The following is a 13,187-nucleotide window of genomic DNA, read 5'->3' on the forward strand; positions in this document are numbered from 1 at the left end:
CGGTTTCACCTGCGCCGCGCCAGCATGGAGCGGGACAGCACCACGGCAAGGCCGATGAGGATCGTCGCGGCGATGAAGAGGAAGGCCGCGGCGGCAATGGCCGGGCTGATATTCTCGCGGATGCTGGAGAACATCTGCCGGGCGAGCGTGCGCTGGTTGGGGCCGGCGACGAAGAGCGTCAGCACCACCTCGTCGAGCGAGGTGGCGAAGGCGAGCACCGCGCCCGACAGCACGCCCGGCATGGCGAGCGGCAGCGTCACCCGGCGGAAGACCGTGACCGGCGATGCGCCGAGGCTTTCCGCCGCAAGCTCCACCCGCCCGTCGATGCCGGCAAGCGCCCCGGTGACGCTGACCACCACGAAGGGCACGGCGACGACGGTATGCGCGATGATGACCCCGGCATAGCTGTTGGTGAGGCCGAAGCGGGCGAGCAGCACCTGCATGCCGACGCCGAGCACCACGGCCGGCACGACCATCGGCAAGAGGAAGAGCGTGCGGAAGGTGCCGCGCATGAAGAGCGTCCGGTTGCGCAGGCCGAGCGAGGCGGCCGTGCCGAGCGTCGTGGCGAGCAGCGTCGTGCCCGTGCCGACGATCAGGCTGTTGACGATCGCCCGCTGCCAGGCATCGGCGGTGAACAGCTCCGTGAACCAGCGCATCGACCAGGCGGGCACCGGATAGGTGAGGATGACGCTCGAGGTGAAGGCGAGCGGCAGGATGGCGACGAGCGGAGCCACCAGGAAGAGGATGGCGAGCGTCGCGAAGGTGAGGCGGGCAAGGCGCATCGGCATGGTCAGCGCCTCCCCGGCTCGTCGGCCGAAAGCCGGGCGTAGACGGTGTAGAGCGCGAGCGTCGCGATGAGCAGCACGACGCCGAGCGCGCCCGCCATGCCCCAGTTGGCCGAGCCCGTGGCGTAGAAGGCGATGATCGAGGAGATCATCTGGTCGCCCGGCCCCCCGATCAGCGCCGGCGTGATGTAGTAGCCGATGGCCGAGATGAAGACGAGAAGGCCGCCGGAGGCGACGCCGCGCAGGCTGAGCGGCAGCAGCACGCGCAGGAAGGCGCGCAATGGCGGCGCGCCGAGCGAGGCGGCCGCCGGCATCAGGTTCTTCGGAATGGTGATCAGCACCGAATAGATCGGCAGCACCATGAAGGGCAGCAGCACATGGGTCATGGCGATGATGACGCCGGTGCGGTTGAAGATCAGCGGCAGCGGCGCGCTCGTGAGCCCGAGCCACTGCAGGAGGTCGTTGATGAGGCCCTTTTCCTGCAGGAGGATGAACCAGGCGGCGGTGCGCACCAGAAGCGAGGTCCACAGCGGCAGCAGCACGGCGGCGAGCATCAGGTCGCGCTTCCAGCCGGTCAGCGAGGCGGCGATGATGGCATAGGGATAGCCGATGCACATGCAGGCGAAGGTGACGAGCGCCGATATCCAGAAGGTGCGAACCAGGATCACCCTGTTGACCGACTGGTCCGGCGGAAGCTGCTCGATATGGCCGTCGGCATTGCGGCCGAGATCGACGGCGGCCAGAAGGTTGCGGTCGGTGAGCGGCGAGAGCGCATCGGCGATGGCGAGCCAGAATTCCGGCTTGCTCCAGCGCTTGTCGACCGAGACGAGATCGGCCGGCGGGCCGGCGGGATCGGCGAGCGCCGCCGTCGTCTTCGACATCAGCGTGCGGAAGCCCGAACGGGCGCTGTTGAGGCGGCGCACCATGTCGCCGAGCGCCTGCTGGTCGTCCACCGCCTTGAGGTCGGCGATCAGCGCCGCCTGCATTTCCGGCGTCGGCGGCGACTTGCGGTCCCAGCCGGCCAGCACCTCGGCGCTCTGCGGCAGCAGGCGCAGCACCGCCGTATCGGAAACCGACTGCGACATCATGCTGAACAGCGGCCAGACGAAGAAGGCGACGAGAAAGGCGACGAGCGGCGCGATCAGCAGGAACGAACGCCCCGCGCGGGCGCGCCCGGCGCTCATGACGCCTGCCCCGGCGGCAGGATGACGCGGCAATCGCCGGCCGAGAAGGCAGCAAAGACCTTGGTGCCGGGCGTGAATTCGCGCGAGCGGCGGCCGAGCTTGGCGATCAGCGGATGGCTGCCGGCGGCAAGCTGCACGCGCAGGTGATCGCCCTGGTAGACGGAATCGGCGACCTCGGTCTCCAGGCAATTGTTCGCCCCGTTCGCCGTTTCGGCAAGGTCGATGCGCTCGGGACGGACGGAGAGGAAGACGGGCTGGCCGGCGGAAACCTCCGCCGGGGCCGCGGCAAGGATTTCGGCGCCGGAACCGAGCCGCACGGCGGCCTCGCCTCCCGCAACGCGCGCGACGACGCCCTCCAGCAGATTGGTCTCGCCGATGAATTCGGCAACGAAACGGGTGGCCGGCTCGTCATAGACCTGCCGCGGCGTGCCGATCTGCTCGATCCTGCCCTTGTTGAAGACGGCGACCCGGTCCGACATGGTCAGCGCCTCGGACTGGTCATGGGTGACGAAGACGATGGTGAGCCCGAGGCGGCGGTGCAGGTCGCGGATGTCGAGCTGCATCTGCTCGCGCAATTGCTTGTCGAGCGCGCCGAGCGGCTCGTCCATCAGCACCACGCGCGGCTCGAAGACGAGGGCGCGGGCAAGCGCCACGCGCTGCTGCTGGCCGCCGGAAAGCTGGCTCGGCCGGCGCTCGCGCATGGTGGAAAGCTGCACCATGTCGAGGGCGCGGGTCACACGCTCGGCGATCTCGGCCTTGCCCAGCCCGCGCATCTGCAGCGGAAAGGCGATGTTCTCGCCGACGGTCATGTGCGGGAAGAGCGCATAGCTCTGGAAGACGACGCCCATGTCGCGCCGATGGGTCGGCACGTCATTGACGGCCTGGCCATCGACGAGGATCGCGCCGGATGTCGGCTGTTCGAAGCCGGCGAGCATCATCAGAAGCGTCGTCTTGCCCGAGCCGGAAGGGCCCAGCAGGCTGACGAACTCGCCCTTGGCAATGGAAAGGTCGAGATTCTCGACGACGCAGAGCGCGCCGTAGAATTTCGTTATGCGGTCGAAGCGGATGAATTCGGCCAACGGGTGCTCCCTCGCGTGTGCGGCGTCCGGGGGCGCAGAAAGCCGCACCCCCGGAATTGCAGCAGACTTACTGGGCGAGCCAGGCGTTGAACCGCTGGGTCAGCGCCTCGGAATTGTCGATCCAGAAATCGATGTCGAGCGAGAGCGCGTCGGTCATGTTCGCCGGCTCGGTGGGCAGGTCCTTGGCAAGCTCCGGCGGCACCTTGGCGGCGGCTTCCTTCACGGGAAGGCCGTAGGCGACATATTGCGGGAGCTTGGCCTGGTTGTCCGGTTCGCTGGCGAAGGCGATGAAGTCCTGCGCGGCGTCCTTGTTCTCGGCGTCCTTCAGCACGACCCAGCTGTCGACGGCATAGATGCTGCCCGGCCAGACGACCTTGAAGTTCTTGCCCTCGGTGCGGTTGATGCCGGTGATGCGGCCGTTATAGGCCGAGGTCATGGCGACTTCGCCGGAGGCGAGAAACTGCAACGGCTGCGCACCCGATTCCCACCAGACGATGTTCGGCTTCAATTCGTCGAGCTTCTTGAAGGCGCGGTCGACGCCCTCGTCGGTCGCCAGCACGTCGTAGACCTCGTCCTTCGACACGCCGTCGGCCAGAAGGGCGAATTCGAGCGTGTATTTCGGCCCCTTGCGCAGCGAGCGCTTTCCGGGGAATTTCTCGACGTTCCAGAAGTCGGCCCAGGAGGTCGGACCTTCCTTCAGCTTGTCGCCGTCATAGGCGATCGCCGTGGACCAGACGATGGCGCCGACGCCGCAATCGTTGACGGCCGAATCGAGGAACCTGTCCTTGCCGCCCATCTTGTCCCAGTCGATCTTCTCGTAAAGGCCGTCGGCACAGCCGAGCGCCAGCTCTTCCGCCTCGACCTGCACGGCGTCCCAGTTCGGCGCACCGGCCTTCACCTTGGATTGCAGCACGCCGATGCCGCCGTCCCAGGCCTCGTCCAGCACCGGCTTGCCGGTCTTTTCCGCGAAGGGCTTGAAGTAGATCTCGCGCTGGCCGTCCTGGTAGTTGCCGCCCCAGGAGACGACGGTAAGGTCGCGCGCGAATGCCGGCGCGGCAAGCCCCGCCGAAAGCGCCAGCACGGTCGCCGTCAGAATGCCCTTCCTCATGCTCATGCTCTTGGTCTTCATGCTCATCGTACTCCCCTTTTTTCGTTTTTTCGGACCGGCCCGATCGCCGGTCCCGAACGGTCCGTCGAAGACGGCAGCCCCTCCCGGGCCGGAGGCCTTCGCGCGATGTTCGCACCGCGGCAGGCGCCTCGTTCCCTTTGATTTTCTATCGGGCCAATTCAGGCATTCCCGCCCGTCCCGGTCAATGGCTTTCTTGCGCCGTCAGACGTGCTGGCCTCCGTTGATATGGATCTCGGCGCCGTTGATGTAGGACGACTGCCCGGTGCACAGGAAATAGATGGTCTCGGCGACCTCGCGCGGCTCGCCGAGCCGGCCCATCGGCACTTCGGCGGCGACCAGCTCGTCCGTGCCGGGCGAGAGGATCGAGGTCTCGATCTCGCCGGGGGCGATGGCGTTGGCGCGCACGCCGCGCTTGCCGAATTCGTGCGCCATTTCCCGCGTCAGCGCCGCGAGCGCGGCCTTGGAGGCGGCATAAGCGACGCCGGCGAAGGGGTGGACGCGCGAGCCGGCGATGGAGGTGACGTTGACGATCGAGCCCTTGGCGGCCTCCAGCTCCGGCAGCAGCGCGCGGGCGATCAGCGCGGTCGAGACAAGGTTGACGTTGAGCACGTGGGTCCAGACATCCGCCGTCGTGTCCGCGACGCCGAGCCTGCTCCTGTCCGGTCCCTTCGGCGAGATGCCGGCATTGTTGACCAGCGCATGCAGCCTGCCGGAGGGCAGACGCTCGCGCACAGTGGCGGCGAGGCGGTCGATCTGGGAAAGGTCGGCGAGGTCGGCCTGGATATGGCTCTCGCGGGCGGAGGGCCAGGCGCATTCCTCGGAGAAAGCCTGGCGCGAGACGGTGAGGATGCGCCAGCCCTTCGACTGGAAGAGCTTGACCGTCGCATGTCCGATCCCGCGGCTTGCCCCCGTCAGCAGCATGGTGGGGCGTTCTTCGGTCATGCGGGACTTCTCCGTTGATGCTTGATACATCGTAATGCGCGGCGGGCGAAATGCAAGCCTCGACGAAAGGTGGAGGCGATCAGCCCTTCCGCACCCCCTTCTCGATGCGCTCCAGCAGCGGTTTCCCGCCGAGAAGGATGTCGTCGACGATGGCCATGGAGGCGGCGGCCGGGTCGTGACGTTTCAATGCTTCGACGACGGGATAGTGATGGTCGATCATCGCCCGCCCGCCCGGTAGATAGGCATCCGAGATCAGCGGCCCCATCTGGAGCCAGAGCCGGCGCAGGATTCCGTTGAGCACCGGAAGGCCGGCGATCTTCGGCAGCATGAAGTGGAACATCTGGTTGAGCTCGGCCCCTTTCAGCCCGTCGCCGCAGGCAAGGGCGGCCTCGTTCTCGCGCAGGATCGCCTCCAGCGCGGCGATGTCGGCGGAGGTGGCGACCTGCGCGGCCGTCTCGGCCGCCAGCCCCTCCAGCCGCACGCGGATCGACCGGATCTCGCGGTAGCGCGCTTCGCTCATGGCGGGGATGCGGATGTCGCGCGGCGAGCGGAAGGTGATCGCCTCGTCGTTGGCGAGCTTCAGGATCGCGTCGCGGATGGGCGTGACGCTGGTGCCGAACTGCTCGGCGAGATCGCGGATCTTCAGCCGGTCGCCGGGCTGGAAACGGCCTTGGATCAACGCATCGCACAACGCGCCGTAGATCGTGCTGTTCAGGTTGGAATGATCGAGCGTTTCGAATTCGGGCATCGCCGGCTCTGACAAAAATCAATGATACGATACTTGATGCATCTTTTTCCGCTTGTTTCAACCTTCGCAACGGGTCAAACATGGGCAATCCCGGTAAAGTGCGCGATGCCCGCGCCCGGATTTACATTCGAACCAGAAGACGGAGCGTTTCGCAGTGGGAAAGCAGGCCTGTTCCGGGGAGCCACGATGACGCAGGAAACGCCCTTCCCGGCCCCGGCAAACGGTGGCGATGCGCCCGCCGGAGGCGATGCGATGTCCGCCGCCTTCAGCAAGACGGAGCTTTCGGATGCCGCCGCGCTCACCGGCGATATCTACGGCGTTGCCGGCACGGCCGGGCGACTTTCCAGCGAGCGCGACGAGACCTTCCTCTTCACCGCGACGGACGGCACGCGCTACACGCTGAAGATCGCCAACCCCGCCGAGGACCCGGCGGCGCTCGCCTTCCAGGACGGCGCGCTGCTGCATCTCGCCCGCCACGCCCCGGCCGTTCCCGTGCCGCGGCTGGTGCCGACCCGTTCGGGCGGAACGAGCCACCGGATCGCCACCCACGAGGGGCCGCGCATCGTGCGCCTCCTGACCTTCCTGCCCGGCGAATTGCAGTACCGCACGCCGCCCTCGACGAACCAGAGCCGCCATATCGGCCGTGCGCTCGGCGCGCTCGGCCTCGGTCTTTCCGGCTATGCCGGCCGCCCGCCGGCGGGCAAGCTGATGTGGGACATCTCGCACACGCTCGACCTTGCCGCGGTGGTGGATTCCGTCGCGCCCGAGCGGCAGGCGCGGGTCGAGGCGGTGCTGGAGGAATTCCTGCGCATGCTGCCGGCCTTCTCCGCGCTGGAGCGTCGCCAAATCATCCATAACGACTTCAACCCGCACAATATCCTGGTCGATCCGGCCGCGCCCGAACGCGTCGCCGGCATCATCGATTTCGGCGACATGGTCGAGGCGCCGCTCGTCAACGATCTCGCGGTGGCGATCTCCTACCATCTCTTCACGCCCGACTGGGCCGAGCGTGCGGGCGCCTTCCTCGAAGGCTACCTTTCCGCCCGGCCGCTCCAGCCGGCGGAGGCCGCGCTCCTGCCGACGCTGATCCGCGCCCGGCTCGCCATGTCGATCATCATCGCGGAATGGCGCTCGGCGCGCTTTCCCGAGAACAGCAGCTACATCATGCGCAACCACGCCGCCGCCTGGGCGGGGCTGCACAACATATCGGACCTGACGCCGGCCGGGCTCAAGCGGCTGGCGCCCCATCTTGTGGAGGCTTGAAATCATGTCGATGGTGAACGCGTTCTCGCGTGAGGATTTCGAACGGCTGGGCGAGGCGGACAAGGCGCTGATCGCACGGCGCGAAAAGGTGCTCGGCCCCGCCTACCGCCTGTTCTACGAGGAGCCGCTGCATCTGGCGCGCGGCGAAGGCGTCTTCCTCCATGACGCGTCGGGCGAGAAATATCTCGACGCCTACAACAATGTCGCCTCGGTCGGTCATTGCCATCCGCGTGTGGTGGAGGCGATCACGGCGCAGACCGCCGTGCTCAACACCCACACCCGCTACCTGCACGAAGGCATCGTCGACTATGCCGAGACGCTGACGGCGACCTTCCCGGATGCGCTCAGCCAGGCGATGTTCACCTGCACCGGCAGCGAGGCGAACGACCTTGCCGTGCGCATCGCCCGCTTCGTCACGGGCGGCACCGGCATCATCGCGACGGAGCTTGCCTATCACGGCCTGACGAGCGCGGTGGCGGAATTCTCACCCTCGCTCGGCGAATCCGTAACGCTCGGCCCGCATGTGCGCACCGTGCCGGCGCCCGACAGCTACCGCCACTCCCCTGAAGAGATGATGGGGAAGTTCGGCCGAGACGTCGAGGCCGCCATCGCCGACCTCAAGCGCCACGGCATCAGGCCGGCCATGCTGATCACCGATACGATCTTCTCCAGCGACGGCATCTTCGCCGGGCCGAAGGGTTTTCTGAAACCGGCGGTCGACGCGATCCATGCCGCAGGCGGCCTTTTCGTCGCCGACGAGGTGCAGCCCGGCTTCGGCCGCACCGGGGAGGCCATGTGGGGCTTCGAGCGGCACGGCGTTGCGCCCGACATGGTGACGATCGGCAAGCCGATGGGCAACGGCTATCCGATGGCCGGCATCGTGCTGCGCCCGGAGGTGATCGCCGAGTTCGGCCCCCGCGCCCGCTACTTCAACACCTTCGGCGGCAATCCCGTCGCCGCCGCCGCCGGCAAGGCGGTGCTCGACACGATCCGCATCGAGGGCTTGCAGCAGAACGCGCTGGAGGTCGGCGGCTACCTGATGGAGGGCCTCAGGATCCTCGCCCGCAGCCACCCCACCATCGGCGACGTGCGCGGCTCCGGCCTCTTCGTCGGCGTCGAGATCGTCTCGGACCCGGCAACGAAGCAGGCAGATGCGGCGCTGACGACGCGCATCGTCAACGGCCTTCGCCGCCGCCGCGTGCTGATCAGCGCCTCCGGCCCGCGCGCCAATGTGCTGAAGATCCGCCCGCCGCTCGTCTTCTCGCGCGAGAATGCCGACATGCTGCTGGAGGCGCTGGAGGACGTGCTGAAGACCGCCTGAGCGAACGGCGTCAGGCGTAGCGCCTGCGCCGGCCCGTGAAGTGGATCAGCCCCTTCTGCAGCAGGATGAAGGCGAAGAGCAGCAGGCCGATGAGGATCTTCGTCCACCAGCTCGACAGCGAGCCGTCGAAGGTGATGTAGGTCTGGATCAGACCCTGGATGAGGATGCCGACCAGCGTGCCCGCGACGAAGCCGGAGCCGCCCGTCAGCAGCGTGCCGCCGATGACGACGGCCGCGATGGCGTCGAGCTCGACGCCCACCGTCGCCAGCGAATAGCCCGCCGAGGTGTAGAGCGAGAAGACGATGCCCGAAAGGCCCGCGAGGAAGCCCGACAGCGCATAGATGCCGATCGTCGTGCCCGCGATCGGCACGCCCATCAGCCGCGCCGTCGCCGTTCCGCCGCCGAGCGCATAGACATTGGCGCCGAAGCGGGTGCGGTGCGCGATAAGGATGCCGACCGCAAAGACGACGAGCATCAGCCCGCCGATCAGCGTGATGCGCCCGCCGCCGGGCAGCTTGTAATAGAAGCCCTTCAGCGTGGCGTAGAACGGATGCTTGATCGGGATGGAATCGATGGACAGCACGAAGGCCATGCCGCGCGCCAGGAACATGCCGGCCAGCGTGACGATGAAGGGCGGCATTTCGAGGTGATGGATGATCGCCCCCATCAGCGCGCCGAAGGCCGTGGTTATGATCAGCGCCAGTGCGAAGGCGACAAGCGGGTGGATGGACGTCGCCTGCAGCAGCACGGCGAGGAAGACGCCGGTGAAGGCGATGACCGCGCCGATGGAAAGATCGATGCCGCCCGACAGGATGACAAAGGTCATGCCGACGGCGGCGATGCCGAGGAAGGCGTTGTCGGTCAGGAGGTTGCCGATCACCCGCGTCGACAGCATGTTCGGATACTGCGCGATGCAGACGGCATAGGCGATGAGGAAGATCGCGACCGTGGCGGTGAGCGGAAGGTAGCGCGGGTTCATTTCGCCTCCTGTTCCGTCTTCTTCTCTCCGGCCCGCGGGCGGGAGAGGAAGGCGAAGGCCGTCTGGGCGCGCGGCGACTGGATGACCAGGATCAGCACGATGATCGCCGCCTTGATGATGAGGTTGAATTCGGGCGGGAAGCCGGAAAGCAGGATGCCCGTGTTGATCGACTGGATGATCAGCGCGCCGAGCAGCGAGGCCGCGATGGAAAAGCGCCCGCCGAGCAGCGACGTGCCGCCGACGACGACCGCGAGAATCGCATCCAGTTCCAGCCACAGGCCCGCATTGTTGGCGTCCGCCCCGCGGATATCGGCCGCCGCGATGATGCCGGCGATGGCGGCGCACAGGCCCGACAGCACATAGGCGGCGATCAAGAGCACGCCAGTCGAAACGCCCGAGAGCATGGAGGCGCGACGGTTGACGCCGAGCGCCTCGATCAGCATGCCGAGCGCCGTGCGGCGCACGAGAAGCGCAACAATGATGCCGAAGGCGATCCAGATGACGACGGGCATCGGCAGGCCGAGGAACGAACCGCCGCCGATGAAGATCAGCCCCGGATCGTTGAAGGTGAGGATCGCCCCCTCGGTGATGAGCTGGGCGATGCCGCGTCCGGCGACCATCAGCACCAGCGTCGCGATGATCGGCTGGATATCGAGCACGGCGACGAGGATGCCGTTCCACAGGCCGCAGAGAATGCCGGTGCCGAGCGTGACGAGCAGCGTCGCCACGAGCCCGTAGCCCGAGGTGATGCAGGCGGCGGCGACCGCCCCGCAGATCGCCATGACCGCGCCGACCGAAAGGTCGATGCCCTTGGTGGCGATGACGACCGTCATGCCGATGGCGAGCAGCGCCACGGGCGCACCGCGGTTGAGGATATCGATCAGGCTGCCGTAAAGCCGGCCGTTCTGCATTTCGAGGCGGAAGAAACCGGGAAAGGCGATGGAGACCATCAGCAGGATCACGGCGAGCGCGGCGACCTGCGGAAAGAGACGCAGGGCGTGGGCTTTCAGCGTGGAGGTCATGCGTCCGCCCTCCCGCCGGCTGCGATGGCTTCGACGATGCCCTCTGTCGTGACCTTCTCGCCGGTCAGTTCGGCCACATGCGCCCGGTCGCGCAGCACGATGACGCGGCTCGAATAGGCGACAAGCTCTTCGAGTTCGGAGGAGATCACGATCAGCGACATGCCTTTCTCGCAGAGGGATTCGATGAGGCGGATGATCTCCGCATGGGCGCCGACGTCGATGCCGCGCGTCGGCTCGTCGAGGATCAGGAAATCCGGGTTGGTGGCGAGCCAGCGGGCGAGGATCGCCTTCTGCTGGTTGCCGCCGGAGAGCAGCTTGATCGGTTTTTCCCGGTCGCTGGTGCGGATGTCGAGCGCCTTGATGTAGTCGTCGGCGAGCCTGTCCTGTTCGCTGCGGCTGATCGGCCGCGCCCAGCCCCGCCGCGCCTGGAGCGCCAGCGCGATATTCTCGCGCACCGAGAGGTCGCCGATAATGCCGTCGACCTTGCGGTCTTCCGGACAGAAGCCGAATTTCTCGCGGATGGCGGCGCGCGGCGAGGCAAGGTCGAGCGCGCGCCCGTCCGCCTCCGCCGTGCCGCTGTCGGCGCGCTCGGCGCCGAAGAGGATTTCCGCCGTCTCCGTGCGGCCCGAGCCGAGCAGGCCGGCGATGCCGACGACTTCCCCGGCGCGCACATCGAGGTCGAAGGGCTGGATATGGCCCTTGCGTCCGAAACCGCGGAAGCGGAAGCGCACTTCCCCGGCCTCGCTCTTCGCGCCATGCTCGGCGGCGACTTCCTGCACCAGCTCGCGGCCGAGCATCATGGCGATCAGCTCACGGCGCGAAAGCTCCGCCGTCTCGCGCGTGCCGACGAGCTGGCCGTTGCGCAGCACGGTGATGCGGTCGGAGATCTCGTAGACCTGTTCGAGGAAGTGGGTGATGAAGATGATGCCGAGGCCGCGTTCCTTCAGGCGGCGCACGATGCGGAACAGCATCGCGACCTCGTGGGCATCGAGGCTGGCGGTCGGTTCGTCGAGGATGAGCACCTTGCCGGAAAGGTCGACGGCCCGGGCGATGGCGACCACCTGCTGCACCGCCACGGAATAGGCGGCGAGCTCGGCGGTGACGTCGATGTCGAGTTCGTATTCGGCCAGCAGCGCCCTGGCGCGACGGTTCATCTCGCGGGCGTTGACGAGGCCGAAGCGCTTGGGCTGGCGGCCGAGGAAGAGGTTTTCGGCGACGGTGAGGTTCGGCAGGAGGTTCACCTCCTGGTAGACCGTGCCGATGCCGAGGTTCTGCGCCTCCAGCGTGCTCTGCGGATCGGCGTCCACGCCGTCGATGAGGATGCGTCCGCCGTCGCGGCGATAGGCGCCGGTCAGGCATTTGACGAGCGTCGACTTGCCTGCGCCGTTCTCGCCGAGCAGCGCATGCACCTCGCCGCGCCGGAGGGAGAAATCGACGCGGTTCAACGCCCTGGCGCCCGGAAAGATCTTGTCGATCCCCGTCGCCGAGAGAACATGGGAATTGTCAGGCTGCATGATCCCTGATCCGTATGAAAGGACCGCCTGCCATCCCGCAGGAGACGACAGGCGGGTCAGGTCGATATCCCGCGATGCGGGATATCGGGAGAGATCAGTAGCCGAGACCCTTCTTCTCCTCATATACCTTGGCCGGATCGTCGGCCTGTGTATAGAGCTTGGATTCCGTCTGGATCCACTTCGCCGGGGCCGTGCCGTCCTTGCGGAAGGCGTCGAGCGCGTCGAAGGCTGGGCCGGCCATGTTCGGCGTCAGTTCCACGGTGGCGTTCGCCTCGCCGGCGGCCATGGCCTGGAAGATATCCGGAACGGCGTCGATGGAGACGACGAGGATATCCGTGCCCGGCTTCAGGCCGGCTTCCTTGATCGCCTGGATGGCGCCAACGGCCATGTCGTCGTTATGGGCGTAGAGCGCACAGATGTTCTTGCCGCCGTCTTCCGCCTTCAGGAAGCTTTCCATGACTTCCTTGCCCTTGGTGCGGGTGAAGTCGCCGGTCTGGCTGCGGACGATCTTCAGGTTGTCATGGCCGGCGATGGCCTCCTCGAAGCCCTTCTTGCGGTCGATGGCCGGCGAGGAGCCGGTCGTGCCCTGGAGCTCGACGACGTTGCAGGGCTTGCCGGCAACCGTGTCCACCAGCCACTTGCCGGCGACATTGCCCTCATGGACGGTATCGGAGGTCACGGCGGTCATGTAGAGGTCGTCCGACGCATCGACCTTGCGGTCGAGCAGGATGACCGGGATTTCCGCGTCCTTGGCTTCCTGCAGCACTTCGTCCCAACCCGTCGCGACGACCGGCGCGATGAGGATGGCGTCGACGCCCTGCGCGATGAAGGAGCGCAGCGCCTTGATCTGGTTTTCCTGCTTCTGCTGCGCATCGGCGAATTTCAGGTCGATGCCGCGCTGCTCGGCCTGCTGCTTGGTGAGCGTCGTCTCTGCGGCGCGCCAGCCAGACTCCGAGCCGATCTGCGAAAAGCCCACGGTCATGTCGGCGGCGGATGCGACACCGAACATGGAGGCGGCAAGGATCGTTGCACTCGCGAGTGCGGTTGTGAATTTCATGATGTCCTCCCAAAGAATACTGCTCCTCAGCAGCGTGATTTAAAACATCATATTGTATTACTATTGTAAACCCAAAAATCGCGCTTCCGCACATTTCACGATGCGAGCGCGCAGGCGCAGCCACGCGGGCACGGCAAGCGCGGCTGCACCGTCGGGTGTCGGGC

General features: G+C 66.8%; 12 protein-coding genes. 2 read left to right on the top strand and 10 right to left on the bottom strand.

Annotated elements, in window-relative coordinates; genetic code table 11:
• Positions 1-5 precede the first annotated feature (5 nt).
• The 6 genes from DSD28_RS04580 to DSD28_RS04605 all read right to left on the bottom strand — a co-directional run bounded on the left by DSD28_RS04580 (position 6) and on the right by DSD28_RS04605 (position 5,867).
• The gene (locus tag DSD28_RS04580; protein ID WP_119255173.1) at positions 6-788 is read right to left on the bottom strand and encodes an ABC transporter permease; all 783 of its coding nucleotides are present in this window, start codon (positions 786-788) and stop codon (positions 6-8) included.
• Between the two features lie 2 nt (positions 789-790).
• Positions 791-1,969, bottom strand: coding sequence for an ABC transporter permease (locus DSD28_RS04585; protein ID WP_119255174.1), 1,179 nt, complete (start codon positions 1,967-1,969; stop codon positions 791-793).
• Entirely contained in the window at positions 1,966-3,048 is a 1,083-nt protein-coding gene (locus tag DSD28_RS04590; protein WP_119255175.1) for an ABC transporter ATP-binding protein, read from the bottom strand. The genes DSD28_RS04585 and DSD28_RS04590 overlap by 4 nt, the downstream gene beginning before the upstream one ends.
• Before the next feature lie 67 nt (positions 3,049-3,115).
• On the bottom strand, positions 3,116-4,162 hold the full coding sequence (locus DSD28_RS04595; protein ID WP_432430841.1) for an ABC transporter substrate-binding protein: 1,047 nt from the start codon (positions 4,160-4,162) through the stop codon (positions 3,116-3,118).
• Between the two features lie 216 nt (positions 4,163-4,378).
• Positions 4,379-5,119: an SDR family NAD(P)-dependent oxidoreductase gene (locus tag DSD28_RS04600; protein ID WP_162911252.1), complete on the bottom strand. Its 741-nt coding sequence runs from the start codon at positions 5,117-5,119 to the stop codon at positions 4,379-4,381.
• Between the two features lie 79 nt (positions 5,120-5,198).
• Complete coding sequence (locus DSD28_RS04605) at positions 5,199-5,867, bottom strand: GntR family transcriptional regulator (protein WP_119255460.1); 669 nt, start codon at positions 5,865-5,867, stop codon at positions 5,199-5,201.
• 186 nt (positions 5,868-6,053) lie between these two features.
• Between DSD28_RS04605 and DSD28_RS04610 the strand changes: the two genes are divergently transcribed.
• Complete coding sequence (locus DSD28_RS04610) at positions 6,054-7,130, top strand: phosphotransferase (protein WP_162911253.1); 1,077 nt, start codon at positions 6,054-6,056, stop codon at positions 7,128-7,130.
• A gap of 4 nt (positions 7,131-7,134) precedes the next feature.
• Positions 7,135-8,451: an aspartate aminotransferase family protein gene (locus DSD28_RS04615; protein WP_119255178.1), complete on the top strand. Its 1,317-nt coding sequence runs from the start codon at positions 7,135-7,137 to the stop codon at positions 8,449-8,451.
• A gap of 10 nt (positions 8,452-8,461) precedes the next feature.
• Here the strand turns inward: DSD28_RS04615 and yjfF are convergent, their stop codons facing one another.
• The 4 genes from yjfF to ytfQ form a co-directional block, all read right to left on the bottom strand.
• On the bottom strand, positions 8,462-9,430 hold the full coding sequence (gene yjfF, locus DSD28_RS04620; RefSeq protein WP_119255179.1) for a galactofuranose ABC transporter, permease protein YjfF: 969 nt from the start codon (positions 9,428-9,430) through the stop codon (positions 8,462-8,464).
• A complete protein-coding gene (locus tag DSD28_RS04625; RefSeq protein WP_119255180.1) occupies positions 9,427-10,452 on the bottom strand; it encodes an ABC transporter permease in 1,026 nt (341 codons plus the stop codon). Before DSD28_RS04625 ends, yjfF begins: the two co-directional genes overlap by 4 nt.
• Entirely contained in the window at positions 10,449-11,966 is a 1,518-nt protein-coding gene (gene ytfR / locus DSD28_RS04630; RefSeq protein ID WP_119255181.1) for a galactofuranose ABC transporter, ATP-binding protein YtfR, read from the bottom strand. The genes DSD28_RS04625 and ytfR overlap by 4 nt, the downstream gene beginning before the upstream one ends.
• A 94-nt stretch (positions 11,967-12,060) precedes the next feature.
• On the bottom strand, positions 12,061-13,023 hold the full coding sequence (gene ytfQ / locus DSD28_RS04635) for a galactofuranose ABC transporter, galactofuranose-binding protein YtfQ (RefSeq protein WP_119255182.1): 963 nt from the start codon (positions 13,021-13,023) through the stop codon (positions 12,061-12,063).
• Between the last annotated feature and the right edge of the window lie 164 nt (positions 13,024-13,187).

This window comes from Shinella zoogloeoides (genome assembly GCF_003574625.1).
GTDB classification, from domain to species: Bacteria; Pseudomonadota; Alphaproteobacteria; order Rhizobiales; family Rhizobiaceae; genus Shinella; species Shinella zoogloeoides_A.

Excerpts from the sequence above, each read along its gene's own strand:
- DSD28_RS04625 (WP_119255180.1), bottom strand. The coding sequence starts at position 10,452 with ATGACCTCCACGCTGAAAGCCCACGCCCTGCGTCTCTTTCCGCAGGTC.
- DSD28_RS04610 (WP_162911253.1), top strand. The coding sequence starts at position 6,054 with ATGACGCAGGAAACGCCCTTCCCGGCCCCGGCAAACGGTGGCGATGCG.
- ytfR (WP_119255181.1), bottom strand. The coding sequence starts at position 11,966 with ATGCAGCCTGACAATTCCCATGTTCTCTCGGCGACGGGGATCGACAAG.
- DSD28_RS04615 (WP_119255178.1), top strand. The coding sequence starts at position 7,135 with ATGTCGATGGTGAACGCGTTCTCGCGTGAGGATTTCGAACGGCTGGGC.
- yjfF (WP_119255179.1), bottom strand. The coding sequence starts at position 9,430 with ATGAACCCGCGCTACCTTCCGCTCACCGCCACGGTCGCGATCTTCCTC.
- ytfQ (WP_119255182.1), bottom strand. The coding sequence starts at position 13,023 with ATGAAATTCACAACCGCACTCGCGAGTGCAACGATCCTTGCCGCCTCC.
- DSD28_RS04595 (WP_432430841.1), bottom strand. The coding sequence starts at position 4,162 with ATGAGCATGAGGAAGGGCATTCTGACGGCGACCGTGCTGGCGCTTTCG.
- DSD28_RS04580 (WP_119255173.1), bottom strand. The coding sequence starts at position 788 with ATGCCGATGCGCCTTGCCCGCCTCACCTTCGCGACGCTCGCCATCCTC.
- DSD28_RS04600 (WP_162911252.1), bottom strand. The coding sequence starts at position 5,119 with ATGACCGAAGAACGCCCCACCATGCTGCTGACGGGGGCAAGCCGCGGG.
- DSD28_RS04585 (WP_119255174.1), bottom strand. The coding sequence starts at position 1,969 with ATGAGCGCCGGGCGCGCCCGCGCGGGGCGTTCGTTCCTGCTGATCGCG.
- DSD28_RS04605 (WP_119255460.1), bottom strand. The coding sequence starts at position 5,867 with ATGCCCGAATTCGAAACGCTCGATCATTCCAACCTGAACAGCACGATC.